28 protein-coding genes are annotated in these 25,274 nt (G+C 73.3%); 22 read left to right on the top strand and 6 right to left on the bottom strand.

What is annotated here, in order from left to right; all coding sequences use genetic code 11:
• The first annotated feature begins 97 nt into the window (after positions 1 to 97).
• The 6 genes from C5N14_RS28050 to C5N14_RS28075 all read left to right on the top strand — a co-directional run bounded on the left by C5N14_RS28050 (position 98) and on the right by C5N14_RS28075 (position 5,090).
• Positions 98 to 385, top strand: a complete 288-nt coding sequence (locus C5N14_RS28050) for a GlsB/YeaQ/YmgE family stress response membrane protein (RefSeq protein WP_117672398.1) — start codon at positions 98 to 100, stop codon at positions 383 to 385.
• 318 nt (positions 386 to 703) lie between these two features.
• A complete protein-coding gene (locus C5N14_RS28055; RefSeq protein WP_117672400.1) occupies positions 704 to 985 on the top strand; it encodes a GlsB/YeaQ/YmgE family stress response membrane protein in 282 nt (93 codons plus the stop codon).
• A 216-nt stretch (positions 986 to 1,201) separates the two neighbouring features.
• A complete protein-coding gene (locus C5N14_RS28060) occupies positions 1,202 to 2,491 on the top strand; it encodes a sugar ABC transporter substrate-binding protein (RefSeq protein WP_117672402.1) in 1,290 nt (429 codons plus the stop codon).
• Complete coding sequence (locus C5N14_RS28065; RefSeq protein ID WP_117672404.1) at positions 2,488 to 3,474, top strand: carbohydrate ABC transporter permease; 987 nt, start codon at positions 2,488 to 2,490, stop codon at positions 3,472 to 3,474. Before C5N14_RS28060 ends, C5N14_RS28065 begins: the two co-directional genes overlap by 4 nt.
• 11 nt (positions 3,475 to 3,485) lie before the next feature.
• On the top strand, positions 3,486 to 4,319 hold the full coding sequence (locus C5N14_RS28070) for a carbohydrate ABC transporter permease (RefSeq protein WP_117672485.1): 834 nt from the start codon (positions 3,486 to 3,488) through the stop codon (positions 4,317 to 4,319).
• Positions 4,320 to 4,445: 126 nt separating this feature from the next.
• Positions 4,446 to 5,090: an MOSC domain-containing protein gene (locus C5N14_RS28075; protein WP_117672406.1), complete on the top strand. Its 645-nt coding sequence runs from the start codon at positions 4,446 to 4,448 to the stop codon at positions 5,088 to 5,090.
• Positions 5,091 to 5,160: 70 nt separating this feature from the next.
• Here C5N14_RS28075 and C5N14_RS28080 read toward each other — a convergent pair whose 3' ends face one another.
• From C5N14_RS28080 to C5N14_RS28090, 3 genes are all read right to left on the bottom strand, one after another.
• Positions 5,161 to 6,063 carry a phytanoyl-CoA dioxygenase family protein gene (locus tag C5N14_RS28080; RefSeq protein WP_243640114.1) on the bottom strand — a complete coding sequence of 301 codons (903 nt, stop codon included), beginning with the start codon at positions 6,061 to 6,063 and terminating at the stop codon, positions 5,161 to 5,163.
• Positions 6,064 to 6,284: 221 nt separating this feature from the next.
• A complete protein-coding gene (locus C5N14_RS28085; RefSeq protein WP_117672487.1) occupies positions 6,285 to 7,148 on the bottom strand; it encodes a hypothetical protein in 864 nt (287 codons plus the stop codon).
• A 225-nt stretch (positions 7,149 to 7,373) separates the two neighbouring features.
• The gene (locus C5N14_RS28090) at positions 7,374 to 8,156 is read right to left on the bottom strand and encodes an enoyl-CoA hydratase family protein (RefSeq protein WP_117672410.1); all 783 of its coding nucleotides are present in this window, start codon (positions 8,154 to 8,156) and stop codon (positions 7,374 to 7,376) included.
• 18 nt (positions 8,157 to 8,174) lie between these two features.
• Between C5N14_RS28090 and hemW the strand changes: the two genes are divergently transcribed.
• Positions 8,175 to 9,398, top strand: coding sequence for a radical SAM family heme chaperone HemW (hemW, locus tag C5N14_RS28095; protein WP_117672489.1), 1,224 nt, complete (start codon positions 8,175 to 8,177; stop codon positions 9,396 to 9,398).
• A gap of 76 nt (positions 9,399 to 9,474) precedes the next feature.
• Here hemW and C5N14_RS34020 read toward each other — a convergent pair whose 3' ends face one another.
• On the bottom strand, positions 9,475 to 10,152 hold the full coding sequence (locus C5N14_RS34020; protein ID WP_117672491.1) for a DUF4870 domain-containing protein: 678 nt from the start codon (positions 10,150 to 10,152) through the stop codon (positions 9,475 to 9,477).
• 271 nt (positions 10,153 to 10,423) lie between these two features.
• Here C5N14_RS34020 and hrcA point away from each other — a divergent pair, with 271 nt between their 5' ends.
• From hrcA to C5N14_RS28115, 3 genes are all read left to right on the top strand, one after another.
• Positions 10,424 to 11,446, top strand: coding sequence for a heat-inducible transcriptional repressor HrcA (gene hrcA, locus C5N14_RS28105; RefSeq protein WP_117672412.1), 1,023 nt, complete (start codon positions 10,424 to 10,426; stop codon positions 11,444 to 11,446).
• Positions 11,447 to 11,519: 73 nt separating this feature from the next.
• Positions 11,520 to 12,662 carry a molecular chaperone DnaJ gene (dnaJ, locus tag C5N14_RS28110; RefSeq protein ID WP_207892900.1) on the top strand — a complete coding sequence of 381 codons (1,143 nt, stop codon included), beginning with the start codon at positions 11,520 to 11,522 and terminating at the stop codon, positions 12,660 to 12,662.
• Positions 12,663 to 12,719: 57 nt separating this feature from the next.
• A complete protein-coding gene (locus C5N14_RS28115; RefSeq protein ID WP_117672416.1) occupies positions 12,720 to 13,454 on the top strand; it encodes a 16S rRNA (uracil(1498)-N(3))-methyltransferase in 735 nt (244 codons plus the stop codon).
• A 39-nt stretch (positions 13,455 to 13,493) separates the two neighbouring features.
• Here C5N14_RS28115 and C5N14_RS28120 read toward each other — a convergent pair whose 3' ends face one another.
• Positions 13,494 to 14,255: an SDR family NAD(P)-dependent oxidoreductase gene (locus tag C5N14_RS28120; protein WP_117672418.1), complete on the bottom strand. Its 762-nt coding sequence runs from the start codon at positions 14,253 to 14,255 to the stop codon at positions 13,494 to 13,496.
• Between the two features lie 45 nt (positions 14,256 to 14,300).
• Here C5N14_RS28120 and C5N14_RS28125 point away from each other — a divergent pair, with 45 nt between their 5' ends.
• From C5N14_RS28125 to C5N14_RS28160, 8 genes are all read left to right on the top strand, one after another.
• The gene (locus tag C5N14_RS28125) at positions 14,301 to 14,651 is read left to right on the top strand and encodes a histidine triad nucleotide-binding protein (RefSeq protein WP_117672420.1); all 351 of its coding nucleotides are present in this window, start codon (positions 14,301 to 14,303) and stop codon (positions 14,649 to 14,651) included.
• 10 nt (positions 14,652 to 14,661) lie between these two features.
• Entirely contained in the window at positions 14,662 to 16,035 is a 1,374-nt protein-coding gene (locus tag C5N14_RS28130; protein ID WP_117672422.1) for a serine hydrolase, read from the top strand.
• 248 nt (positions 16,036 to 16,283) lie between these two features.
• Positions 16,284 to 17,348 carry a PhoH family protein gene (locus tag C5N14_RS28135; RefSeq protein WP_117672424.1) on the top strand — a complete coding sequence of 355 codons (1,065 nt, stop codon included), beginning with the start codon at positions 16,284 to 16,286 and terminating at the stop codon, positions 17,346 to 17,348.
• A 9-nt stretch (positions 17,349 to 17,357) separates the two neighbouring features.
• On the top strand, positions 17,358 to 17,831 hold the full coding sequence (gene ybeY, locus C5N14_RS28140; RefSeq protein ID WP_117672428.1) for an rRNA maturation RNase YbeY: 474 nt from the start codon (positions 17,358 to 17,360) through the stop codon (positions 17,829 to 17,831).
• Entirely contained in the window at positions 17,807 to 19,225 is a 1,419-nt protein-coding gene (locus tag C5N14_RS28145) for a hemolysin family protein (protein WP_371685924.1), read from the top strand. The genes ybeY and C5N14_RS28145 overlap by 25 nt, the downstream gene beginning before the upstream one ends.
• Positions 19,218 to 19,604, top strand: a complete 387-nt coding sequence (locus C5N14_RS28150) for a cytidine deaminase (protein WP_117672432.1) — start codon at positions 19,218 to 19,220, stop codon at positions 19,602 to 19,604. The genes C5N14_RS28145 and C5N14_RS28150 overlap by 8 nt, the downstream gene beginning before the upstream one ends.
• Positions 19,601 to 20,590: a GTPase Era gene (gene era / locus C5N14_RS28155; RefSeq protein WP_256371563.1), complete on the top strand. Its 990-nt coding sequence runs from the start codon at positions 19,601 to 19,603 to the stop codon at positions 20,588 to 20,590. The genes C5N14_RS28150 and era overlap by 4 nt, the downstream gene beginning before the upstream one ends.
• A gap of 289 nt (positions 20,591 to 20,879) precedes the next feature.
• Positions 20,880 to 22,040, top strand: a complete 1,161-nt coding sequence (locus tag C5N14_RS28160) for an acyltransferase (protein WP_117672434.1) — start codon at positions 20,880 to 20,882, stop codon at positions 22,038 to 22,040.
• Here C5N14_RS28160 and C5N14_RS28165 read toward each other — a convergent pair.
• The gene (locus C5N14_RS28165) at positions 22,027 to 22,872 is read right to left on the bottom strand and encodes a DUF4097 family beta strand repeat-containing protein (protein ID WP_117672436.1); all 846 of its coding nucleotides are present in this window, start codon (positions 22,870 to 22,872) and stop codon (positions 22,027 to 22,029) included. The two genes, C5N14_RS28160 and C5N14_RS28165, sit on opposite strands and share 14 nt — an antisense overlap.
• Before the next feature lie 99 nt (positions 22,873 to 22,971).
• Here C5N14_RS28165 and recO point away from each other — a divergent pair, with 99 nt between their 5' ends.
• From recO to C5N14_RS28185, 4 genes are all read left to right on the top strand, one after another.
• Complete coding sequence (recO, locus tag C5N14_RS28170; RefSeq protein ID WP_117672438.1) at positions 22,972 to 23,787, top strand: DNA repair protein RecO; 816 nt, start codon at positions 22,972 to 22,974, stop codon at positions 23,785 to 23,787.
• A gap of 8 nt (positions 23,788 to 23,795) precedes the next feature.
• Positions 23,796 to 24,596 (top strand): isoprenyl transferase, encoded by an 801-nt coding sequence (locus C5N14_RS28175; RefSeq protein WP_207892901.1) that lies wholly within the window; start codon positions 23,796 to 23,798, stop codon positions 24,594 to 24,596.
• 69 nt (positions 24,597 to 24,665) lie between these two features.
• Complete coding sequence (locus C5N14_RS28180; protein ID WP_117672442.1) at positions 24,666 to 24,851, top strand: hypothetical protein; 186 nt, start codon at positions 24,666 to 24,668, stop codon at positions 24,849 to 24,851.
• Positions 24,852 to 25,018: 167 nt separating this feature from the next.
• On the top strand, positions 25,019 to 25,246 hold the full coding sequence (locus C5N14_RS28185) for a thioredoxin reductase (RefSeq protein WP_117672444.1): 228 nt from the start codon (positions 25,019 to 25,021) through the stop codon (positions 25,244 to 25,246).
• The last annotated feature ends 28 nt before the right edge of the window (positions 25,247 to 25,274 follow it).

The following is a 25,274-nucleotide window of genomic DNA, read 5'->3' on the forward strand; positions in this document are numbered from 1 at the left end:
GCGGCCGACCCGGTTTGGATTTTCGGGCCCTCGGGAACTTAGCGGTCACGACAGCGACATCACACCGTCGTGACACATCTTGAGGAGGAGGGCGACCGTGGAGCTCACCGTTTGGGGCATCATCACCGCGCTCGTTGTTGGTCTCATCGTCGGCGCTCTGGGCCGCCTGGTCGTCCCGGGCCGGCAGAACATGCCGATCTGGCTGCACATGCTGATCGGGGTCGGCGCCGCGCTGCTCGGCACCGTGCTCGCCCGCGCCATGGGCATCGCCACCGAGACGGCCGGGATCGACTGGACCGAGCTGCTGGTACAGGTCGTGCTGGCCGCCATCGCCGTGGCCCTGGTCGCCGGTGTCGGCCGTCGCCGCAGCGTCACCCACCGGTAACGGCACACCGCTTTCTCGAAAGGGCGCCCGACCACTGTGGTCGGGCGCCCTTCGCGTGTCGCCCGGCCCTTTCCGCGCCCGCCCGCAGGCGCGGCAGAAACTGTGTGCGAGAGCCTTTTGTGAATGGGTTCTCCGGTGTTCCCGGCCTTCCGAGGATTGCGCCGAGGGGCGACGATATGGGTCCTGAGCTGCGCAGATGTCCCCGGCCGCCACATCTCTCACGCGATGTCCGGATGACGGGTTTGGAATTCTGGCGGGCCGGGAACTTAGCTGTCACCACAGCGAACAACACTTGTGAAGCTTCTGAGGAGAACGACCATGACCGTTACCGGAATCATCACCGCGCTCATCGTCGGTCTGATCGTGGGCGCGCTGGGCCGCCTGGTCGTCCCGGGCCGGCAGAACATGCCGATCTGGCTGCACATGCTCGTCGGCGTGGGCGCCGCCCTGCTCGGCACCGTGCTGGCCAACGCGATCGGCATCTCCACCGACACCGCCGGGGTCGACTGGGGCGAGCTGCTGGTCCAGGTCGTCGTCGCCGCCATCGCGGTCGCGATCGTGGCCGGCGTGGGCGGTCGCCGCAGCGTCACCCACCGGTAGTCAGCCACCGTCCCACGAACGGGCGCCCGACCCTCCCCGGTCGGGCGCCCGTTCGCTTGGGTACGCCCGGGTCCGTCCCGTCGTCGGGCTGCCCCCGAGCCCTTCGCCTGGGGTACGGTCGCCTCGCTTCCGCGCCGCCCCCTGTCGTAAAGGAATTTTTCCTACTAAGGTGCGGCGGAGAAGGTTAGTGCCAGGACGGCGCGAGGGAGATGTGGCGTGAACAGGTGGAAACGGCTGGCCCCGGTCACCGCCGTGGTGGCGTCGGCCGCGATGGTGCTCGCCGGTTGCGGCGGCTCGGGGGACGACGAGGCCGCCGACAACAGCAAGCTGACGGTCTGGATGATGGGCGAGGGCAGCGAGGCGCAGACCGCGTTCCTCGACGGTGTCGAGACCGAGTTCAAGAAGAAGCACCCCGACACCGACGTGGTCGTGCAGTACATCCCCTGGCTCGAGGCGCCGAAGAAGTTCCAGGCGGCGCTCGCCGGCGGTGAGGGTCCCGACGTGACCGAACTCGGCAACACCGAGACCCAGGGCTGGGCCGACCAGGAGGCGCTGGCCGACGTCACCAGCAAGTTCGGCGCCTGGCCGGAGGGCAAGGACATCCTCCCCGACCTGGTCAAGAACGCCCAGCTCGACGGCAAGCAGTACGGCGTGCCGTGGTACGCCGGCGTCCGGGCGCTGTACTACCGCACCGACTGGTTCGCCGAGGCCGGCGTGAAGCCGCCGACGAACTGGGACGAGTTGGTCGCCGCCGCGAAGGCCGTGCAGGCCAAGAAGCCGGGCACCTACGGCATCGCCCTGCCGGGCAACTCGGAGCTGCCGTTCTACTCCTTCCTCTGGGGCGCGGGCGGCGAGATCGCCACCAAGCAGGGCGACACCTGGAAGTCCGGCTACAACACCCCGGAGGCCCAGAAGGCGGTCAAGTTCTGGACCGAGCTGGTCACCGTGCACAAGGTCGCTCCGCCCGCCGCGGCCGGCTGGAACGAGATCGACGCCCGGACCCAGTTCGCCACCGGCAAGGCGGCGATGGCCTTCGCCGGTAGCTGGCAGGGCGGCGCCATCAAGAAGGACAACCCCGAGATCGAGAAGGTCTGGGGCACCTTCCCCATCCCCGGCCCGGACGGCAAGCCGGCCCCGGCCTTCGCCGGCGGCTCGGACATCGCCCTGTGGAAGGACAGCAAGAAGCAGGATCTCGCCTGGGACTACCTGACCGTGCTGCTGAGCAAGCAGAAGGACAAGGAGTTCGCCAGCAGCCTCGGCTTCTTCCCGGTCTACTCCGACCTGGTCAGCGGCGGCGAGTACGCCAACGACAAGATCATGGCGGCGTTCGCCACCGCCCTGCAGAACACGAAGCTGACCCCGCTCACCCCGAAGTGGGTCGAGGTCAGCCGTACCAAGACGGTGACCCAGGCCATGAACAGCTCGGTCATCAAGGGTCAGAAGACGGTCGACAAGGCCACCGCCGACGCGGCCGCCGAGATGGAAAGCATCCTCAACGCGAAGTGACCACGCTGACCCAGGCGCCGGAGACGTCCGCCGCGCGGGAGACCCCCGCGCGGCGGCGTCGCCGGGTGGACCGCCTGCCCTACCTGCTGCTCCTGCCCTGCCTGGTGATCATCGGCGTGCTGCTGCTGTGGCCGCTCGGCCAGGTGGTGGCGATGTCCTTCTTCCGGCTGAACAACGTCCGGCAGTTGCGCGGCGACCGGGAATGGCCCTGGGTCGGTTTCGGCAACTACGCCGAGATCCTCGGCGACCCGTTCTTCCTCACCGTCCTGCGCAACACGGTCCTGTTCGCCGTGGCCAACGTGGCGCTGACGATGATCCTGGGCACCCTGGTCGGGCTGCTGCTCAACCGGCTCGGCAAGCGGATGGCCACCTTCGTGGCCAGCTGCGTGATGCTGGCCTGGGCCACCCCGGCGCTGACCGGCACCATCGTCTGGAAGTGGATGTTCGACGACACCTCCGGCCTGGTGACCTGGCTGTTCAACGCCCTGCCCGACGGGCTTTCGAACGCGCTGTTCGGCCGTGCCGACTGGACCGGCTACGGCTGGTTCAACTCGCCGCTGCTGTTCTTCGCCATCCTCACCCTCGTGGTGGTCTGGCACTCGTTCCCGTTCATCGCGGTCAGCGTGCTGGCCGGGCTCAAGAGCGTGCCGAGCGAGCTGCACGAGGCCGCCCGGGTCGACGGGGCCGGGCCGTGGAAGGTCTTCTGGAAGGTCACCTTCCCGCTGCTGCGCCCGGTCTTCGGGATCCTGGTGGTGCTCTCCACCATCTGGGACTTCAAGGTGTTCACCCAGCAGTTCGTGCTGGCTGGCGGCACCCAGGACCGGCCGACGTTCATGCTGTCGATCTACTCGTACGCCGAGGCGTTCTCCCCACCCCCGAAGTACGGCCTGGGCGCGGCGATCGCGGTCGTCCTGACGCTGATCCTGCTCCTGGTGACCGGGATCTACGTGCGGATGGTGCTCAAGCAGGAGGAGGAGTCGTGAGGCGCGGCGCGGTGGTGAAGCGGGTCGCCCTCAACGGCGCCGGCCTGCTGGTGGCGCTCTTCGCGGCGTTCCCGGTCTACTGGATGATCGCGACGTCGCTCAAGCCGAACCGGGAGATATTCTCGGCCACGCCCCGGCCGGTGCCGGCCGAGCCGACGCTGGAGCACTACCGGCAGATCCTCACCGGGAACCTGATCCCCGGGGTGACGTTCGCGGACTTCTTCCTCAACAGCGCCCTGGTGGCGATCTCGACCGTGCTGCTCAGCGGCCTGGTGGCGCTGCTCGCGGCGACCGCGGTGGCCCGGTTCCGGTTCAAGCTGCGGACCAGCTTCCTGATCATGCTGCTGGTGGTGCAGATGATCCCGCTGGAGGCGCTGGTCATCCCGCTGTTCCTGATGATCCAGCGGCTGGGCCTCTACAACACCCTGCCCAGCCTGATCCTCACCTACCTCGGCTTCTCGCTGCCGTTCGCGGTCTGGATGCTGCGCGGCTTCGTGGCCGCGGTGCCCAAGGAGCTGGAGGAGGCCGCGGCGATCGACGGGGCGAGCCGGTTGCAGACCTTCCGCCGCATCCTGTTCCCGCTGGTCGCGCCCGGTCTGGTGGCGACCAGCATCTTCTCCTTCATCACCGCCTGGAACGAGCTGATCTTCGCGCTGACGTTCGTCAACGACCAGGACCGGTACACCCTGCCGGTGGCGATGACGTTCTTCTTCGGCCGGGACGACACCGCGTGGGGCCCGGTGATGGCCGCCTCCACGCTGTTCACCCTGCCGGTGATCATCTTCTTCCTGCTGGTGCAGCGCCGGATGGTCTCCGGCCTGGTGGCGGGCGCCGTCAAGGGCTGAGCTGCGGGCACGGTCTCCGCTGGCGCGCACGTGTCCAGAGCGGACCCCCGCTCACCGGCCGGCGGCGAGGGACCGCCGCCGTGCCGGGGGCGGCGGTCATCGACGGCTGGACCGTAGGCTGGCGCCATGACGGGCAGGCTGGTGACGGTGAACCTCGGCGTGGTGACCGAGGCGGAATGGGCGAGCGACGCGAGCGGTCGCAGCGGGATCGACAAGCGGCCGGCCGACGGGCCGGTGCTGCTGCGGGCCGACGGCGTGGCCGGGGACTTCATCGCCGAGCGGGCCCACCACGGCGGCCCCGACCAGACGGTCTACGCGTACGCCGAGGAGGACGCGGCCTGGTGGGCGGCCGAGCTGGGCCGGGACATCCGGCCGGGTGGCTTCGGCGAGAACCTGACCACGTACGCCGTGGACGTGACCGGGGCGGTGATCGGGGAGCAGTGGCTGGTCGGCTCGGCCCTGCTCCAGGTGACCAAGCCGCGCACGCCGTGCACCACGTTCGCCGGGTTCTGGGGCGTGCCCGACCTGATCAGGCGGTTCACCGCGCGGGCCGCGCCCGGGGCGTACCTGCGGGTGCTGCGGGAGGGCGAGGTCGGCGCGGGCGACCCGATCGAGGTGGTGGACCGGCCGGCGCACGGGGTCACCGTCGGCGAGGTGTTCCGGGCCGGCACCCTGGAGCCGGAGCTGCTGCCCCGGCTGCTCGACGTCCCCGAGCTGCCGGAGTCGATCCGGGAGAAGGCCCGCCGCCGCCTCGCCACCGGGCGGTCCTGACCGCGTCCGGATGTGGAGAAGGGCCCCCTGCCGCGCGAGGCGCGTCGACCGGGGGCCCTTTCCTACCGGCTCAGCGGAGCCAGGGGATGCTGCGGTCCAGCAGACCGCGCTCCTTGAGCTCCTTGCGCAGCGGGATCTCGTCGTCGACGTACCCGTTCCAGTTGATGCCCCAGTAGTTCGCGGTGTGGGTGCCCTCGCCGCAGAGCTGGCGCTGCACCGGCGTGCGGTTGGCCCACCACTCGGCCTCGGGGTTGATGTGCAGCTCGTCGAGGGGGCGGATCCACCGGTAGGTGTAGCCGACGAAGAGCATCTTGCGGGTGATGTTGGACAGGTTCGTCGACCGGGAGTGCCACTGGCGGCGGTCGAAGATGAACGCGTCGCCCGGGTTGGCGGTGATCTCCACCGTGCCCTCCGGGTCCGGGTTGTGCACCGTCAGGTCGTCCGGCCGGGGCAGGGAGTTCCACAGGTGGCTGCCCGGGATCACCTTGGTCGCGCCGCGGCCGGTCTCCGACAGGTCGGAGAGCACGTACGCCACCTTCAGCGAGAACATCGGCCGGGGCAGGTTCGGGTCCATCGTCTCCGGGTCGGAGTTCTGCCGGTACCCGTCCTGGTGCCAGCCCCAGTACGGCTTCTCCGGCTCCAGGGCCGGTGGGGTGACGTCCAGGTGGTTGTGGTGGGTGTAGATGTTCCACCCGGCCAGGCCCCACATGTACGGGAAGGCGATCGGGTGGGTCAGCAGGTCGCCGAAGAGTTCGTCCCGCTCCAGGAAGCCCAGCAGGTGCAGGGTGCCGTCCTTGGTGGTGTTGCCCTTGGCCTTCTCCTCCGCGTAGACGCGGTCGACGGCCTCCTCCAGGGCGGCCCGGTGGTCCTCCGTCAGCACGTTCCGCAGCAGCAGGAACCCCTGCTCGTGGAACTCCTTGCGGTCGGTGTCGCTGATCGGTTCGTAGCCGGTCCGGCCGTCGTAATCGAACACCGCGTAGTACCCCTCCCCATGAGGTGAAACCATTTCTGGCACAGGCAGCCGATGGTACTGCGCCGGCATGAGGGGTGGACGTCGCGCCTGTCCGACACCGGTCGGATCCCCGACGAACGGCAGCCAGCCAGGTGCGGAGGTGACATTTAGATGCCACTGAGGGGCTTATGCCTGATATGACGAATTGTGCGGTGACCGTCGGTAGGGAGATCCGGGGGCGGTCAGGCGTCTCCGAAGACCTCCGCGACGACCCGCCGGTCGGTCTCCGGTCCGTCGGCCACCCGGCCCCAGGTGCCGCCCTCGGCGGTCCACTCCAACCCGCCGAAGCGCACCCGCTTCACCCCGTGGTCGGAGGCGTGCGAGACGAGCCAGTGCGCGTACCGCCAGCCGTTGCGCTGGTCGGTGGTCGGCACCGCGAGCCCGGTCAGCTCGGCCGGCGACACCGTCTCCGGCAGCCCCCAGTCCAGGCTCAGGCCCCGGGTCAGCGCCGCCGCCGCGGCCTCGCCGCGCATCACCGGCGTCGACCCCACGGTGCAGGCCACGGCCCCGGTCGCCTCGCCGAGCAGCGCCCGGGTCAACACCTGCGACTCGTCGGCCCACTTCTGGTACGCCTCCGGGTAGGCCGAGCGCTGCACCTTCTGCGCCGCCTCGGTGACCCGCATCTTCTCCCAGCCGCGCACCCGCTTGAGCGCGGCGTAGAACTTGTTGGCCGCGTACCGGGGGTCGCCGATCTGCTCCTTGCTGCCCCAGCCCTGGCTCGGCCGCTGCTGGAACAGCCCCACCGAGTCGCGGTCGCCACCGTCGAGGTTGCGCAGCCCGGACTCCTGGTACGCCGTGGCGAGAGCCACCACCACGGCACGTTCCGGCATCTTCCGCTGGGTGCCGATCGCCGCGATGGTGGCGGCGTTGGCCATCTGGTCGGCGTCGAGCCGTACCTGGCCGTCCGCCTGCACGAGGCAGGTGCGGCTGGCCAGGGGGAGACGTAGGCGCTCACCCACCTGCCGGGCCACGAGCCAGATCCCGAGAACGGCGACGACGGCGACGACAACACCGGCCGCGACGACTGCCCGACTTCGCACCCGCACCCCCCGTTCGACGGCGTCCGCCAAGAGTACGTCCCCGTCGCCGCCGACCGGCTCGTCCGACCGGTTCACTCCGATCCGTAGCGAGTCGACCACATTCCGCCCCCCGGTGGGGATAGTTCCCGCCCGGCCCGACCGCGCGGTGTCGCCCGGCCCGGCGGCGGAACGGGCGCGGCGGAACGGGCGCGGCGGCGGCCGGCTTTCCCGCCGGCCGGGCCGGGAAACGCCTCAGGCGGTCGGCACCCAGCTCGCGTCCCGCTTCTCCCGGAACGCCAGCACCCCCTCGCGCCCCTCCTCGGAGAGGAAGTACCCGGTCGACAGGGCGGCCAGCTCGGCGATCTCGGCGCGCAGGTCGGCGGCCGACGGTCGGCGCAGCAGTTCCTTCGCCCCGGCCAGCGCGCGCGGCGCGCCCCGCACCAGCGACGCGCAGAGCCGCTGCACCGCCGCGTCCAGCCCGTCGGCCGGCACGGCGGTGGTGACCAGGCCGATCTCGGCGGCCCGCCGGCCGTCGAAGGTGTCGCCGGTCAGGTACAGCTCGGCGGCGGCCCGGGGGGCCAACCGGGGGAGCACGGTCGCCGAGATAACCGCCGGGATCACCCCAATCCGCACCTCGGTGAAGGCGAACGTCGCCTCCTGCGCGCAGACCGCCAGGTCGGCCGCCGCGATCAGGCCCAGCCCGCCGGCCCGGGCCGGCCCGGCCACCCGGGCCACCACCGGCTTCGGGCACTCCCAGACCGCCGCGAGCACGTCGCCGAGCATCCCCGCCGGGACGCTGCCGCTGGCGTACGCGGCGGCGGTCTCCTTCAGGTCGGCGCCGGAGCAGAAGACCGGGCCGGTGTGGTCGAGCACGACCACCCGGACCGCGTCGTCGGCCACGGCGGCGGACAGCCCGGCCAGCAGCTCGGTCATCAGCGGAGTGGACAGCGCGTTGCGGTTGTGCGGGCTGTTCAGGGTGAGGGTGGTCACCCCACGGGCCGTGGCGACCCGCACGAGCGCGTCGGAGGAGGTCATGCGGGCACACTAGTGGCCATGCCCGGCGTCCTTCCAGAAGGCGAAGCCGTCCCCGTCGACGGCTCGCTGCCCGCCACCGCCACCCGCGCTGTCGGCGCGAGCGGTTTCGGCGTGTACGTGCACGTGCCGTTCTGCGCCAGCCGGTGCGGCTACTGCGACTTCAACACGTACACCGCCGACGAGCTGGGCGGCGGGGGCAGCCGCGAGTCGTACGCCGACACCGTGCTGGCCGAGCTGGCCCTCGCGGGCCGGGTGCTCGGCGACAGCCCGCCGCCGAGGGTCGACACCGTCTTCGTCGGCGGCGGCACGCCCACCCTGCTGCCCGCCGACGACCTGGCCCGGATCCTCGACGGCATCGACCGCGCCTGGGGGCTGGCCGCCGACGCCGAGGTGACCACCGAGGCCAATCCGGAGTCGGTGACGCCGGAGTCGCTGAAGACCCTGCGGGCGGCCGGGTACACCCGGATCTCGCTGGGCATGCAGTCCGCCGCGCCCGGGGTGCTGGCGGTGCTGGACCGCCGGCACCGTGCCGGCCGGGCCACCGCCGCCGCGGCCGAGGCCCGCGACGCCGGGTTCGACCACGTCAACCTGGACCTGATCTACGGCACGCCGGGGGAGCGCGCCGAGGACTTCGCCGCCTCCCTCGACCAGGTGGTCGCCGCCGGGGTGGACCACGTCAGCGCGTACGCCCTGATCGTGGAGGACGGCACCCGGCTGGCCGCGCGGATGCGGCGCGGCGAGCTGCCGTACCCCTCCGACGACGTGGCGGCGGACCGCTACCTGGCCGCCGAGGCCGCCCTCGGCGCGGCCGGCTTCTCCTGGTACGAGGTGTCCAACTGGGCCCGCACACCGGCCGGCCGGTGCCGGCACAACCTGCTTTACTGGACCGGCGCGGACTGGTGGGGCCTGGGCCCGGGAGCGCACAGCCACGTCGGCGGGGTGCGCTGGTGGAACGTCAAGCACCCGAGCGCGTACGCGAAGCGGCTCGCGGCGGGGGAGTCCCCCGGCCTGGCCCGGGAGGTGCTCACGCCCCGCGAGGCGCACATGGAGGACGTGATGCTGCGGCTGCGGCTCGCCTCCGGCCTGCCACTGGACGTGCTGGACGCGCCCGGCCGGGCCGGCGCCGAGCGGGCCGTGGCGGGCGGGCTGCTCGACCCGGCCGGGTACGCGGCCGGCCGGGCCGTGCTCACCCTGCGCGGCCGGCTGTTGGCCGACGCGGTCGTCCGCGACCTGCTGCCCTGACCGGGTGCCCCGGCCCGTGCCCCCGTCGCGCCGGGCAGACCGCTCCCGGCCGGCCCACGAGGCCGGCCGGGGCGGGTCACTTCACGAGGTTGTAGGTCATCGGGTAGCGGTAGAGGGTGCCCTCGTTGGCCTTCACGCCGCCGATGATGCCGAAGATGATCGGCACCAGGGCGACCAGCAGCGGGACGAAGAACAGCAGCCCGCAGGTGACCACGGCGAGCACGAAGCTGACCACCAGGGCGATCGCCCAGGTGAGCTGGAAGTTCAGCGCCGCTACGGCGTGCGCGCGCACGGTCGGCGACTGCTGGCCCTTGACCGCGAGCGCGATCAGCGGGGCGACCCAGCCGAGCAGGCTGCCGCCGACCACCACGCCGAGCGGGCCGCCGAAGTGCGCGACCAGCGCCCAGGTCTTGTCGTCGTTGGTCGGGTAGCCGCCGGTCGGGCCCGGGTACGCGCCGCCGGTCGGATGTCCGCCACCCGGGGGGAAACCGCCACCCGGGGGGAAACCGCCACCCGGGGGGAAACCGCCGGGCGGGGGGTAGCTGCCGGGGGGCGGGTAGCCGCCCGACGGCGGCTGGTCGCCGGTGGGCGGGGGATAGCCACCGGGCGGGGGATAGCCGCCCACCCCGGGCGCCCCGGAAAGTGGCGCGGTGGGCGGCTCGTCCGGCGACGAACCGTACGGTGCCGACGGCGGGTTGGCCTCGGGCGGGTAGCCGCCGGAGTCGCCTCCGGGAGGGCGAGGTGGTTCAGTCATGTACGTCACGGTAGGTGCTGTCGGCAAGGAGGCACCAGAGCGACACTGGTCGGGTCCGAGGGGATGATCGGCCGGCGGAGCCGGCGCACCGCCCCGTCGCCCGGCTGCCGCCGCCGGGCCGACGGTCCGTCGGTGATCTTACCGACGGCGGGGCAGCCGACGTAGACTGGCACTCGTTACAGTCGAGTGCCAGGCTTCGACGACCGGCAGGCCGGCCCCGGGTGCCGCCACCGCGACGCCGGGCCCCGACGTGCGACAGGAGGTAAGGGGAGTGGGTCTCGACGACCGCAAGCTCGCCGTGCTCCGCGCGATCGTCGAGGACTACGTCGCCACCCAGGAGCCGGTCGGCAGCAAGTCCCTGGTCGAGCGCCACCAGCTCGGCGTCTCGTCGGCGACCGTCCGCAACGACATGGCGGTGCTGGAGGAGGAGGGGTACATCCGGCAGCCGCACACCAGCGCCGGGCGGGTGCCCACCGACCGGGGCTACCGGCTCTTCGTCGACCGGCTCTCCCGGGTCAAGCCGCTCAGCCCCGCCGAGCGCCGGGCCATCGAGCGCTTCCTGGTCGGCGCGGTCGACCTGGACGACGTGGTGCACCGCACCGTCCGGCTGCTGGCCCAGCTCACCCGGCAGGTCGCCGTGGTGCAGTACCCGTCGCTGGCCCGGTCCTCGGTGCGGCACCTGGAGCTGGTGCCGATCTCCACCACCCGACTGATGCTGGTGATGATCGCCGACACGGGCCGGGTCGAGCAGCGGCTGGTCGAGCTGCCCGCGCCGGTCCCCGCCGCCGACGTCACCGACCTGCGCCGGCTGGTCAACGAGAAGCTGGTCGGCAGCCGGCTGTCGGAGACCCCGCCGCTGGTGCAGGCGCTGGTCGAGGAGTCGGCGGCGCACCTGCGCCCAGCCATGACCACGCTGTCCACGGTGCTGCTGGAGACGCTGGTCGAGCGGCACGAGGAGCGCATCGCGCTGGCCGGCACCGCCAACCTCACCCGGGGCGGCCTGCTGGACTTCCAGGGTTCGCTGCGGCCGATCCTGGAGGCACTGGAGGAGGAGGTGGTGATGCTCAAGCTCATCGGCGAGGTCGAGTCGACCACCACCCGGGTACTGATCGGCGACGAGAACGAGATCGACAACCTGCGCGCCGCCTCGGTGGTGAGCACCGGGTACGGGCCGGGGGCGACCGCGCTCGGCGGCCTGGGCGTGCTCGGCCCCACCCGGATGGACTACCCCGGCACCATCGCCACGGTGCGGGCCGTGGCACGCTACGTGGGCGAGCTGCTGGCCCAGAACTGACCAGTCAGGGCCGACGGCCGGCTCCGGCCGCCGACCGGCGCAACGCGAGACGAACATGAGGACACGGAACGCAGTGGCCAGGGACTACTACGGCATCCTCGGCGTGAGCCGGGAAGCCTCCGACGACGAGATCAAGCGCGCCTACCGCAAGCTGGCGCGGCAGTTCCACCCGGACGTGAATCCGGACCCGGAGGCACAGGAGAAGTTCAAGGACATCAACGCCGCGTACGAGGTCCTCTCGGACGACCGGAAACGGCAGATCGTCGATCTGGGCGGCGACCCGCTGGCCCCGGGTGGCGGGGGCGCCGGCCCGGGCGGGCCCGGTGGGGCCGGCCCGTTCGTCGGCTTCCAGGACATCATGGACGCCTTCTTCGGCGGCGCGGCCGGCGGCGCGCGCGGGCCGCGCCCGCGTACCCGGCCGGGGGCCGACGCGATCCTGCGGCTGGAGCTGGACCTGCACGAGACGGCGTTCGGCGTCGAGGCGCCGATCACCGTCGACACCGCCGTGCTCTGCACCACCTGCTCCGGCGCGGGCACCGCCGCCGGCACCCACCTGGCCACCTGCGAGGCGTGCGCCGGCCGGGGCGAGGTGCAGTCGGTGCAGCGCACCTTCCTCGGTCAGGTGGTCTCCGCCCGGCCGTGCACGGTCTGCCAGGGCTACGGCACCACGATCCCGCACCCCTGCCCGACCTGCGCCGGCGACGGGCGGGTGCGCACCCGCCGCTCGCTGACCGTCAAGATCCCGGCCGGGGTCGAGGACGGCATGCGCATCCGGCTGGCCCAGCAGGGCGAGGTCGGTCCCGGCGGCGGCACCGCCGGCGACCTGTACGTGGAGATCCACGAGCGACCGCACGACGTCTACTCCCGCAAGAGCGACGACCTGCACTGCCGGGTGACCGTCCCGATGACCGCCGCCGCGCTCGGCACCCGGCTGACCATCAAGACGCTGGACAGCGAGGAGACGGTCGACGTCAAGGCCGGCACCCAGCCGGGCAGCACCCTGCGGCTGCGCGCCCGGGGCGTGCCGCACCTGCGCGGCACCGGTCGCGGCGACCTCTACGTCCACCTCGACGTGCGGACCCCGACCAAGCTCGACGCCGACCAGGAGAAGATGCTGCGCGACTTCGCCAAGACCCGGGGCGAGGAGGTCGCCGAGCTGTCCAAGCAGGGCGGCTTCTTCTCCCGGATGCGCGACGCGTTCAACGGGCACCCCTGACCCCGTCTTCCGGCCTCGCCGCCCCGGTTCCCCGCCGGGGCGGCTAGCCTGATCGTCGTGTCCGCGCCGCTGTTCCTGGTCGAGTCGCTGCCCACCGCCGACCAGCTCACCCTGGACGGCCCCGAGGGGCACCACGCCGCCACCGTGCAGCGGCTGCGGGTGGGCGAGGAGCTGCTGCTCGCCGACGGCCGGGGCGGCACCGCGTCCGCCGTGGTCACCGCCGTCGGCCGGGGCAGCCTGGAACTCGCCGTCACCTCCCGGGGGTACGTCGACGCGTCCGTGCCCCGGCTCGTGGTGGTGCAGGGCATCGCCAAGGGCGACCGGGGCGAGCTGGCCGTGCAGGCGATGACCGAGGTCGGGGTGGACGAGATCGTCCCCTGGGCGGCGTCCCGCTCGGTGGTGCAGTGGCGCGGCGACCGGGGCGTACGGGCGCGGGAGAAGTGGGCGGCCACCGCCCGGGAGGCGGCGAAGCAGGCTCGTCGGGCGTGGCTGCCGGTGCTGGCCGGGTCCCCGGACGAGTCAACCGCCACGGTGGCCCGGCGGATCGCCGGGGCCGCCGCCGCGTTCGTCCTGCACGAGGAGGCAGACGACCGGCTGACCACCGTGGAGCTGCCCGACGCGGGCGAGATCGTGCTGGTCGTCGGCCCGGAGGGCGGCATCGCCGAGCCCGAGCTGACCGCCTTCACCGCCGCCGGCGCCCGCCCCGTCCGCCTGGGCCCGTCGGTCCTGCGCACCTCCACGGCCGGCGTGGCCGCCCTCTCGGTCCTCTCCACCCGCCTCCCCCGCTGGTAACCCCCACCCCATTCGCCGATCTTGCAGTGGGGGTGGGGGTCAGGTGCGGAGGTATGAGGCGCCGTTGAGGTCGACCACCGTGCCGGAGGTCCACTCCGACTCGGGGCTGGCCAGCCAGTGGACGGCGGCGGCGATCTCGTCGGGGCGGGCCACCCGGTTGAACGGGCTCTGGGCGCGGATCGCCGCGCCCCGCTCGCCGGCCAGGTGCTCCGTGGTCATGTCGGTCTCCACGAACCCGGGGGCCACCGTGGCCACCGCGATGCCGTACGGGGCGAGGGCCACCGCGAGGGACTGGCCGAGCGCGTTCAGCCCCGCCTTGCTCGCCCCGTACGCCGGCTGGTCCGGCTCGCCCCGGAACGCGCCCCGGGAGGAGACGTTCACGATCCGCCCACCCCGCTCGCGCATGTGCTGGGCGGCGCACCAGGTCACGTTGGCCGCCCCGGTCAGGTTGGTCTCCAGCACCTGCCGCCAGCGCCGCTGCCAGTCGGCGTAGGACGCGCCGAAGACCGGGTGCGGGGCGTCCCGCTCGCCGTACACGCCGGCGTTGTTGACCAGCACGTCCAGCCCGCCGAGGCGGGCCGCCGCGTCGTCGACCATGGCCCGTACCGCCTCGGGGTCGGTCAGGTCCGCGCGGACCACGACATGGCCGTCGCCCGGCAGTTCGGCGCGCAGCCGCTCGGCCAGCTCCGCCGAGTCCCGGTGGTGGATCGCCACCCGGTCCCCGCCCGCCGCGAACCTCGCCGCCACCGCGCGCCCGATACCGCGCGAGGCCCCCGTCACCAGTACCGCCCGTGAAGTCACGGCGCCATCATGCCCGAGCCGGTCGGCACGCCTTACCATGCCCCGATGGGATCCGACTGCCTGTTCTGCCGCATCGTCGCCGGGGAGATCCCGGCCACCATCGTCCGGGAGACCGACACCACCCTGGCGTTCCGGGACATCTCCCCGAAGGCCCCGGTGCACGTGCTGGTCATCCCCAAGGAGCACTACGCCGACGTGGCCACCCTGGGCCAGGGCGACCCGGCGCTGGCCGGGGAGCTGCTGGCCGCGGCGGCCGTGGTGGCCGAGGACGAGGGGCTGCTCGGCGACGGTTACCGACTGATGTTCAACACCGGGGCGTACGGGGGCCAGGAGGTCTTCCACGTCCACGCGCATGTGCTCGGCGGCGCGCCGCTCGGCCCGATGCTCTGCCGGTAGGGGGACGACCATGGTCTTCTCCATCGACGGCCGCCTGGAGCGGATGGTGCGGCGGGTCCAGGCCGACGGGCGGGTGCCGGCCGTGTCGGCCGCCCTGCACCGGGCCGACCGCCCGCTGTGGACGTGCGCGGTCGGCGGCACCGGCAACGACGGGGTCCTCGGCCCGGAGACGCTGTTCCGGATCGGCTCGGTCACCAAGACCTTCACCGCCGTGCTGGTCCTCCAGTGCCGCGACGCGGGCCTGCTCGACCTGGACGACCCGGTGGGCCGGCACCTCGACGTCCCGGCGCACGGCGAGCTGACCGTGCGCCGGCTGCTGTCGCACACCTCCGGCCTGCAACGGGAGCCGCACGGTGACGTCTGGGACACCCTGGCCGCCCCCGACGTGGAGGCGCTGCTGGCCGACCTGGCCCGGGCCGAGCGGGTGCTGCCGCCGGCCCGCCGCTTCCACTACTCCAACCTCGGCATGGCGCTGCTCGGCCAGCTCGTCGCGCGGCTGCGCGGCGGCACCTGGGCGGAGGTGCTCGCCGAGCGGGTGCTCGCCCCGCTCGGGCTGGCCGCCACCACCGACCGGCCGGGCCCGGCGGCGGCGACCGGGTTCCTGGTCGACGCGTACTCCGACGAGGCGCACCCGGAGCCGCCGACCGACTTCGGCGCGGTCGGCCCGGCCGCCCAGCTCTGGAGCACCGCCTCGGACATGGCCCGGTGGGCGGCGTTCCTGGCCGACCCGGCGGCGCTGGACCCGGCCGGCGCGGTGCTCGCCCCGGCCACCCTGGACGAGATGCGCTGGCCGCTGACCGTCACCGACGAGACGTCCTGGGGTGCGGGCTTCGGGCTGGGGCTGATCCTCGTGCCGCAGGGCGAGCGGGTGGTGCACGTCGGGCACGACGGGGCGATGCCCGGGTTCCTGGCCGCCGTCTACGGCCGGCGCGGCGGCGACGGCACCGCCGGGGCGATGGGCGCGGCGGTGCTCGGCTCGTCCGGGACCGGGGTGCAGGTGATGGACCTGCCGCACCGGCTGCTGGCGGCGTCCGCCGAGCACGACCCGGCCGACGTCGAGCCGTGGCGGCCGGGGGAGCCCGCTCCGGCGCACCTGCGCGGGATGCTGGGCCGCTGGTGGGGCGAGGGCTTCGAGTACGTCTTCGGCTGGCACGACGGGACCCTGCGGGCCCGGGGCGCGGACGATCCGGCCGGGAAGCCCCCGGCGGTCTTCGCCCCGCTGCCGGACCGGCCGGACGTGTTCCGCACCGTCTCCGGGCGGGAGGTCGGCGAGCTGCTCCGGCTCACCCGGGACGCGGACGGGACGGTGGTCGGGCTGCACTGGGCCACGTACCGGTTGACCCGGGCCCAGCAGACCTTCGACCGGTACGACTTCCGGCGCTGAGCCACCGGGCGCCGCCGGCCGGCCCGGGGCGGCGGCCGGCCGGTCCGTCGGCCCGCCCGGACGACGTGGCCGCGGGCGCTCCCGGCCCCGGCTCCCGGAGCGGCGGCGGCAGGCCCGGTGGCCCGGCAAAATGGGCGAGGTGCCGCCGAGCGGGAAACGATACGATGGAGGTAACGTCCGACCGCCGGGCCAGCAGGTTTCGGCGCCGAGATCGAGAGCAGGTGGCGCAGGGCCCCTCGGCCCGACCTATGACCGGCACCCCACCTCCCGGCCCGCCCCGGGTGCAGACCAGGATCACCATTCCGGACTCCAAAATCATGGTCAACCTGCTGGGCGCGGGCGACGAGATCCTGCGACTCGTCGAACGCTCGGTCACCAGCGACGTGCACGTCCGCGGCAACGAGATCACCATCACCGGTGCCCCCGCGGACAACGCCCTCGCCGAGCGCTTGTTCGGCGAGCTGCTCGAACTGATCGAGAAAGGCGAGACCCTGACCACTGACGCCGTGCGGCGTACCGTCGGCATGCTCGAACAGGGCGGCGCCGAGCGGCCCGCCGAGGTCCTGACGCTCAACATCCTCTCCCGGCGCGGGCGCACCATCCGCCCCAAGACCCTCGGGCAGAAGCGCTACGTCGACGCCATCGACGCGCACACCATCGTCTTCGGCATCGGCCCGGCGGGCACCGGCAAGACGTACCTGGCCATGGCCAAGGCCGTCCAGGCGCTCCAGGCCAAGCAGGTCAACCGGATCATCCTCACCCGGCCGGCGGTCGAGGCGGGGGAGCGGCTCGGCTTCCTGCCCGGCACGCTGAACGAGAAGATCGACCCCTACCTGCGCCCGCTCTACGACGCGCTGCACGACATGCTCGACCCGGAGACGATCCCGAAGCTGATGGCGGCCGGGACCATCGAGGTCGCGCCGCTGGCGTACATGCGGGGGCGTACCCTCAACGACGCGTTCATCATCCTCGACGAGGCCCAGAACACCACGCCCGAGCAGATGAAGATGTTCCTCACCCGGCTCGGCTTCGGTTCCAAGATCGTGGTCACCGGCGACGTCACCCAGGTGGACCTTCCCGGCGGGACGAGCAGCGGCCTGCGGGTGGTCCGGGAGATCCTGGAGAACGTCGAGGACGTGCACTTCGCGCAGCTCTCCAGCTCCGACGTGGTGCGTCACCGGCTGGTCGGGGAGATCGTCGACGCGTACGCCCGCTGGGACGCCGAGCGGGAGAACCAGCAGGCGCAGGGCGTGCACGCCGTGCCGGGGCGGACCGCCCAGGGCGGTCGGGCCGGCCGGCGCCGACAGACCTAGGGAACCCAGTTGTCCATCGAGATCGCCAACGAGTCCGGTGCCGAGGTCGACACCGACGCCGTGCTCGCCGTCGCCCGGTACGCCCTCGACGAGATGGGGGTCAACCCCCTCGCCGAGCTGTCCGTGCTGCTGGTCGACATCGACTACATGACCGAGCTGAACCACCGCTGGATGGGCGGCGACGGCCCGACCGACGTGCTCGCCTTCCCCATGGACGAGGGCAGCGTCGACCACGGGCCGGGCGAGGCCAGCGCGTCCGGCGGCGAGCCGGCCCTGCTCGGCGACATCGTGCTCTGCCCGGAGGTGGCGGCCAAGCAGGCCGCGACCGCCGGCCACGCGGCGGCGGACGAGCTGCACCTGCTCACCGTGCACGGGGTCCTGCACCTGCTCGGATACGACCACGCCGAGCCGGAGGAGGAGCGGGAGATGTTCGAGCTCCAGGCCCGGCTGCTGGCCGGCTGGCGGTCGACCCGCTCCCGGTGATGCCCACCCCGATATTGGCGGCCGGCGCCCCCGCCGGCCTGCCCGACCTGCAACTGCTCGTCTTCGCGGCCGGGCTGGTGGTGCTCGCCGGCCTGATCGCGATGACCGAGGCGGCGCTCGCCGCCGTCTCCCCGGCCCGGGCGGCCGAGTTGGCCCGCGACGGCGCCCGGGGCGCCCGGACCCTCCAGGCGGTCGCCGGCGACGTGGTCCGCCACCTCAACCTGCTGCTGCTGCTCCGGCTGCTGGCCGAGCTGACCGCCACCACGCTGGTCGCGCTGGTGGCGGTCGACACGTTCGGCGCCGGCTGGCGGGCGGCCCTGGTCACCGCCGGCGCGATGACCGTGATCAGCTTCGTGGTGGTCGGCGTCGGCCCGCGTACCCTGGGCCGGCAGCACGCTTACGCGGTCGGCCGGGCGGTCGCCCCGCTGGTGCGCTGGCTCGGGCGGGCGCTCAACCCGCTCGCCTCGCTGCTGATCCTGATCGGCAACGCGGTCACCCCGGGGCGCGGCTTCCGGGAGGGGCCGTTCGCCACCCAGGTGGAGCTGCGCGAGCTGGTCGACCTGGCCGAGCAGCGCGGCGTCGTGGAGCACGGCGAGCGGCAGATGATCCACTCGGTCTTCGCGCTCGGCGACACCATCGCCCGCGAGGTGATGGTGCCGCGCACCGAGATGGTGTGGATAGAGGAGCGCAAGACCCTCTCCCAGGCGCTGACGCTGTTCCTGCGTTCCGGCTTCTCCCGCATCCCGGTGATCGGGGAGAGCGTCGACGACGTGCTGGGCGTGCTCTACCTCAAGGACCTGATCCGGCGGACCCGGGGCGGCGATCCCGCCGCGGCCCGGCTGCCGGTGGCCGAGCTGATGCGCCCGGCGACCTTCGTCCCGGAGTCCAAGCCGGTCGACGACCTGCTGTCGGAGATGCAGGCGGCCCGCAACCACCTGGTCATCGTCGTCGACGAGTACGGCGGCACCGGCGGCCTGGTCACCATCGAGGACATCCTTGAGGAGATCGTCGGGGAGATCACCGACGAGTACGATGTCGAGCGCCCGCCGGTCGAGCGGCTGGAGGACGGCTCGGTGCGGGTCACCGCCCGGCTGCCGGTCGAGACCCTCGGCGAGCTGTTCGACGTCGAGCTGCCCGCCGACGAGGTCGAGACGGTCGGCGGCCTGCTCGCCCAGGCCCTGGGCCGGGTTCCGATCCCCGGCGCGGAGGCCGAGGTGGCCGGGCTCCGGCTGCACGCCGAGGGCACCACCGGCCGGCGCAACCGGATAGACACCGTGCTGGTCAGCCGGGTCGAGCCGACCGGCCAGCCCGACACCACCCCCGGGCGCGGCGAGCCCGCCGAACACCGGGGCAACCAGAACCGATCCGAGGAGAGGCAACCCGCCGATGCCTGAGTCACCCGCCGCGCCCGCCGCCCTGCCCACCCCGACCGCGCCGGTCGAGCTGACCACCGAGGACGGCAAGCTGGTCGTCCTGGCCCGGGGGGCGCGGGGCCGGGTGGGCGCCGTGGAGGGAGCGGCGGTACGCGACCAGGACGGCCGCACGTACGCGGCGGCGAGCGTCTCGCTGCCCTCGCTGACCCTCACCGCGCTCCAGCTCGCGGTGGCCTGCGCCGTGGCGGCCGGAGCCACCCGGCTGGAGGCCGCCGTGGTGGTGACCGAGGCGTCGACCCTGGACGGGGCGGGGCACGCCGCCGTCCGCGACCTGGCCGCCGACGCGCCGGTCCACGTGGCCGCCCCGGACGGCACCGTCCTCGGCACGGTGGTCGAGTGACCGGCCGTCCCGCAGCCGGTCGTCGCGACGGTCGTCCCGCAGCCGGTCGCGACGGCGGGGGCGCTGCGGCCGGTGGCCGCGCGTCCGGCGGCGGTGAGCCGGGGGCCAGCCCGTACCGGGCCGGGTTCGCCTGCTTCGTGGGCCGGCCGAACGCCGGCAAGTCGACGCTGACCAACGCCATCATCGGCACGAAGATCGCGATCACCTCGAACAAGCCGCAGACCACCCGGCACATCATCCGGGCCGTGCTGCACCGGCCGGAGTCGCAGCTCGTCCTGGTCGACACCCCGGGCCTGCACCGCCCCCGGACGCTGCTCGGCGAGCGCCTGAACGACCTGGTCCGCGCCACCTGGAGCGAGGTCGACGTGATCGGCCTGTGCATCCCGGCGAACGAGCCGGTCGGCCGGGGGGACCGGTTCATCACCGGCGAGCTGGCCGAGCTGAAGGCCACCGTGATGGCCGTGGTGACCAAGACCGATCTGGTGGACAAGCGGCAACTGGCCGAGCAGCTTCTCGCGGTCAGCAAGCTGGGCGAGTTCGCCGAGGTGGTGCCGGTCAGCGCGGTCTCCGGTCACCAGGTCGACACCCTGGTCGACGTGATGACCGGCTACCTGCCCGAGTCGCCGCAGCTCTACCCGGACGACATGCTCACCGAGGACCCGGAGCAGGTGCTGATCGCCGAGATGATCCGGGAGGCGGCCCTGGAAGGGGTCCGCGACGAGCTGCCGCACTCCATCGCCGTGGTGGTGGAGGAGATGATCCCCGAGGGTCAGCTCATGAAGATCTACGCCGACGTCTACGTCGAGCGGTCCAGCCAGAAGGCGATCGTGCTCGGTCACCAGGCCAGCCGGCTCAAGCAGGTCGGCATCACCGCCCGCCGGCAGATCGAGGAGCTGCTCGGCACCCGGGTCTACCTGGACCTGCACGTCCGGGTGGCCAAGGAGTGGCAGCGCGACCCCAACCAGCTTCGCAAGCTCGGCTTCTGACCCGGGCCGCCCCGCGCGCCGCCTCGCCGGCGTGCGGGGCGGATCTGGGGAGTCACGCGCTTCGCGCGGTCCGGCAGCGGATGGACATGACCCGGATCGACTTCGGTCGGGTCATCCACCTCTCGGACTCGCACGCGCCCTCCCGCTGATCCATCCCCGGCGCGGCGGTCCCGGGTCAGGCCCGGGTATGGCTTATTTCACTTTAAGCCCGCGATGGTGGGCGTTTGCCGGCGTTCGGTCGGAGGGTAGGAAGCGTTTGCGCCCTGCCCCCTGACATTGAAGCAGGCTGATGCGGAATCGATACCTGGACCTGCTGCGCTTCCTGGCGATCGTCCGAGTCGTCGTCTACCACGTGACCGGCTGGGCCACGCTGACGCTGATCTTCCCGGCCATGTCGGTGATGTTCGCGCTGGCCGGATCGCTCATGGCGGCGTCGCTGGACAGGTCCGGGGTGCCGGCGGTGGGCCGGCGGCTGCGCCGGCTGCTGCCGTCGCTGTGGGTGGTGGCCGCGGTCTTCGTGCCCGCCATGCTGCTCACCGGGCTGCCGCTGACGCCGAGGGTGCTGCTCTGGGCGTTCCCGGTCGCCGACCCGCCGGCCAACTACTGGGGGGCGCTGGCGCTCAGCGTGATCTGGTACCTGCGCGACTACCTCTGGTTCGTGTTCGCCTCGCCCCTCGCGCTCTGGCTGTTCCGGCGCGCCCCGTGGCCCACCCTGCTCGCCCCGTACGCCCTGCTGGCCGCCATCGAGGCGGGCATGCTGCCGAACGCGCCGGCGGTGCTGCGGGAGTTCGGCCTGTACTTCGGGGCCTGGCTGCTCGGCTTCGCCCACCACGACGGCCTGCTGCGCCGCACGGCCAACCGGGTGTTGATCCCCACCGCGCTCACCCTCGGCGCCGCCGGAGCGGCGTGGATCGTCACCCACCCGGGCCCCCGGGGGTACGACCTGAACGACATTCCGCTGGGCAACGCGCTCTGGTCGGCGGCGTTCATCCTGGTGGCGATCGGCCGGGCCCCGGCGTCGGCGGCCTGGGTGGACCGCAGCGAGCTGCTCGGCCGCGCGGTGACCGTGCTGAACCGGCGGGCGCTGACCGTCTACCTCTGGCACATGCCGTTCGTGGTGGCGCTCACCCCGCTGGTCGACGTCGTCGGCTGGTCCCACCAGGACCCGGTCGGGCTGGCGATCCGGGTGGTGTTGGTCTTCGCGCTGGTCGGCGTGGTCACCGTGCTGGTCGGCTGGGTGGAGGACGTCGCCGCGCGCCGCCCCCCGGAGCTGATCCCCGGCGGCCGGACCCGCAGGGCGAGCCGCTCCGGCGGTGCGGCGGCCCGCCCCGGGATCGCTGCCCCGGTCGGTGGTTCCGTGGTGCCGGTCAGCCCCGCGCCGGCGGGGCGGGCGGTGGCGCCGACGCCCCGGGCAGCCGAGGAGCACACCCTCAAGCTCAGCGCGCGCTGACCGTCACGCTCCCGCTGCCGGCGCTGACGTCGACCAGCAGCGACGCGGTCGGGTCGTCGGTGATGCCGAGGTCGGCATCGCCCGAGCCGACGTTCGACCGCACCCGGTACCGGCCGGCGGGCACGATGAGGTCCACGTCCCCGCTGGCGGCGTGTGCCCGGGCCGAGGCCGGGACGGACAGCTCCACGTCGACGTTGCCCGAGCCGGTCTCGGCGTCGACCTGACCGCCGAGGCCCCGTCCCGTGATGTTGCCGGACCCGGCGCGCAGGGTGGCCGGACCGGACACGTCGGTCACCTCCACGTCGCCGGAACCGGTCTCGGCGCGCACCGCGCCGGTGGCCCCGCTCACGTCCACGTTGCCCGAGCCGAGCCGCAGCTCCACCGCGCCGACCTGGGTCAGGTCGATGTTGCCCGAGCCGCCCTCGCCGCGCACCGCCGTCCCCGGGGGCACGGTCACGTCGTACGACACCGAGCAGCGGGGGCCGCAGTCGGTGTCCAGCACCAGCTCGTCGCCGTTCAGTTCGTACCGGGTGTCGGGCTGTTCGCCGTGGTAGCGCAGCACCCGCTTGACGCGTATCTGTCCGGTCGGGCCGGTTCCGCGTACCGTCACGTCGCCCGCCCCGGGGCGCAGGACGACCCGGGCCACGGTGGCGGTCTCGGTGGTGTCGAAGTCGAGCCGCCGCATCGACAACGTGTCGCATCCGGCGACGAGGATCAGGGCGGCGGCGGCGCCGGCGGCGACGGCGGAGCGGCCCGCCGGCCGCCGGGCGGCGACGGTGGCGCGGCGCGGCGTGGCGGCCCGGGCGGGCGCGGCGGTGGGATGCGGAGCCATGCCGGCACGCTACGGCCGGGCCGGCCCGGCGCGCATCCGGGATCGCGTGCCGGCTACCCCGAACCGACCCTGATTTCGTACCCCGAGGAGAATGACCGGATGACCGGGTACCGCCGACAGCTCTACCGCGACGACGCGGTCGTGCTGCGCGTGCAGAAGCTCGGCGAGTCCGACCGGATCATCACCCTGCTCACCCGTCGGCACGGCCGGCTCCGCGCGGTGGCCCGGGGGGTCCGCCGCACCACCAGCAAGTTCGGTGCCCGGTTGGAGCCGTTCGGCCACGTCGACGTGCAGCTCGCCGGCGATCCCAAGGGCAACACCGGCAGCTCGCTGCACACCGTCAGCCAGGTCGAGGGGATCGACCTGTTCGGCAAGCGGTTCCTCGGCGACTACCCGCGCTACACGGCGGCCAGCGCGATCGCCGAGACGGCCGAGCGGCTCACCCCCGTCGAGCGGGAGCCCTCGCTGCGGCTGTTCCAGCTCACCCTCGGCGCGCTGAAGTCCCTCGCCCGGGGCGACCACGCCACCACGCTGGTGCTCGACGCCTACCTGCTGCGCGGGATGACCCTCGCGGGGTGGGCCCCCGCCCTGACGGCGTGCGCGGTCTGCGGCACCCCGGGGCGGCACCGGGCGTTCTCCGTGCCGGCGGGCGGCGCGGTCTGCCCCGACTGCCGGCCCCCCGGCGCGGCCCACCCCGCACCGGCCACCGTCGACCTGATGTCCGCGCTCACCACCGGCGACTGGGTGCTCGCCGACGCCACCGGGACCGGCGTACGCCGGGAGTGCAGCGGCCTGGTCGCCGCGCACCTGCAGTGGCACCTGGAGCGCGCGCTACGCTCGCTGCCGCTGGTCGACCGGGGCGCCCCGGTCGCCGGCCCGGGGGCGCAGGACGTGAGCAGGGAGAGAACCGAGTGATCCGATCGATGAGGGCCGGCCGGCGCGCGCCGGTGCCGCCGACTCCGCACCCGTCGGGCGCCCGGCCCCCGGCGCTGCCCCCCGAGGCGGTGCCCCGGCACGTCGCCGTGGTGATGGACGGCAACGGCCGGTGGGCCAAGGACCGCGGGCTGCCCCGCACCAAGGGCCACGAGGCGGGGGAGTTCAGCCTCTTCGACACCATCGAGGGCGCGATCGAGCTGGGCGTGCCCTACCTCTCGGCGTACGCGTTCTCCACGGAGAACTGGCGGCGCTCGCCCGACGAGGTCCGGTTCCTGATGGGCTTCAACCGGGACGTCATCCGTCGCCGCCGCGACCAGCTCGTCGACCTCGGCGTCCGGGTGGTCTGGTCCGGCCGGGCCGGGCGACTCTGGAAGAGCGTCATCTCCGAGTTGCAGACCGCCGAGGAGATGTCCCGGGGGAACTCGACGCTGACCCTCCAGTTCTGCGTCAACTACGGCGGGCAGGCGGAGATCGCCGACGCCGCCGCCGCGATCGCCCGCGACGTGGCGGCCGGCCGGCTCGACCCGGGCAAGGTCAACGAGAAGTTGATCGCGAAGTACCTCTACCACCCGGAGATCCCGGAGGTGGACCTCTTCCTCCGGCCGTCCGGCGAGGAGCGGATCTCCAACTTCCTGCTCTGGCAGACCGCGTACGCGGAGCTGGTGTTCCTCGACACCCTCTGGCCGGACTTCGACCGCCGCCACCTCTGGTACGCCTGCGAGCTGTACGCCCAGCGGGACCGGCGCTTCGGTGGGGCGCTGCCGAATCCGGTCGCCCCGGCGACCTGAGCCCAGGCTTACCGGCGTGGCCGGCTGGGTATCACCTTCTCAGCAGCGACGACGCGGAGGTGAACCCACATGATTCAGAAGCGGATAGCCCAGTGGGCGGTCATGGCGGTCGCCGTGCCGCTGGCCGCGGCCGGCGCGCGCCGGCTCAGCCACACGCTGGAGGCCCGACGTGGCCCGACCGGCGTGAGCCGGGTGCTCAGCAAGGGCGCCGACCTGCTGCGCCCGCAGAAGGCGAAGCGCCGCCGGTTCTGGTGAGCCGTTCGTCGGCCCCGGGCCGGGGCGGGGCCGACGCGTACCCGCGCCGGGGCTGGCGTCCCCCCAGGGGCGGCGCTGACGCGTTTCCCGAGATCGCGGCGCTGGCCGGGCATAGGATCGGCCCCGGGCGCGCGCCGTGGCGGACGCGCCTGCCACGGGGGTGGGAAATGCGGGATCTCCGGTACGAGATGACAGCCGCGCTGGCCGCGGCGGACCTGGTGGAGGCGTCGCGCCGGGAACAGGTCGCCGACCTGTGCGCCGGAGTCGCCGAGCGGTACTGCGCCGAGCAGGGGCACACTCCGGGCGTCCGGTCCGGCGAGATCGCCGAGCTGGCCACCGGCGACCCGGCCCCGGCCTGGGCCCCGACGCCACCCGACGCCGCCCGGTGGCCCTGAGGAGCCAGCCGGCACCGGCGAGGTGCTG

Origin of the sequence: Micromonospora sp. MW-13 (assembly GCF_003434305.1) — a bacterium.
In the GTDB taxonomy this organism is placed as follows: Bacteria; Actinomycetota; Actinomycetes; order Mycobacteriales; family Micromonosporaceae; genus Micromonospora.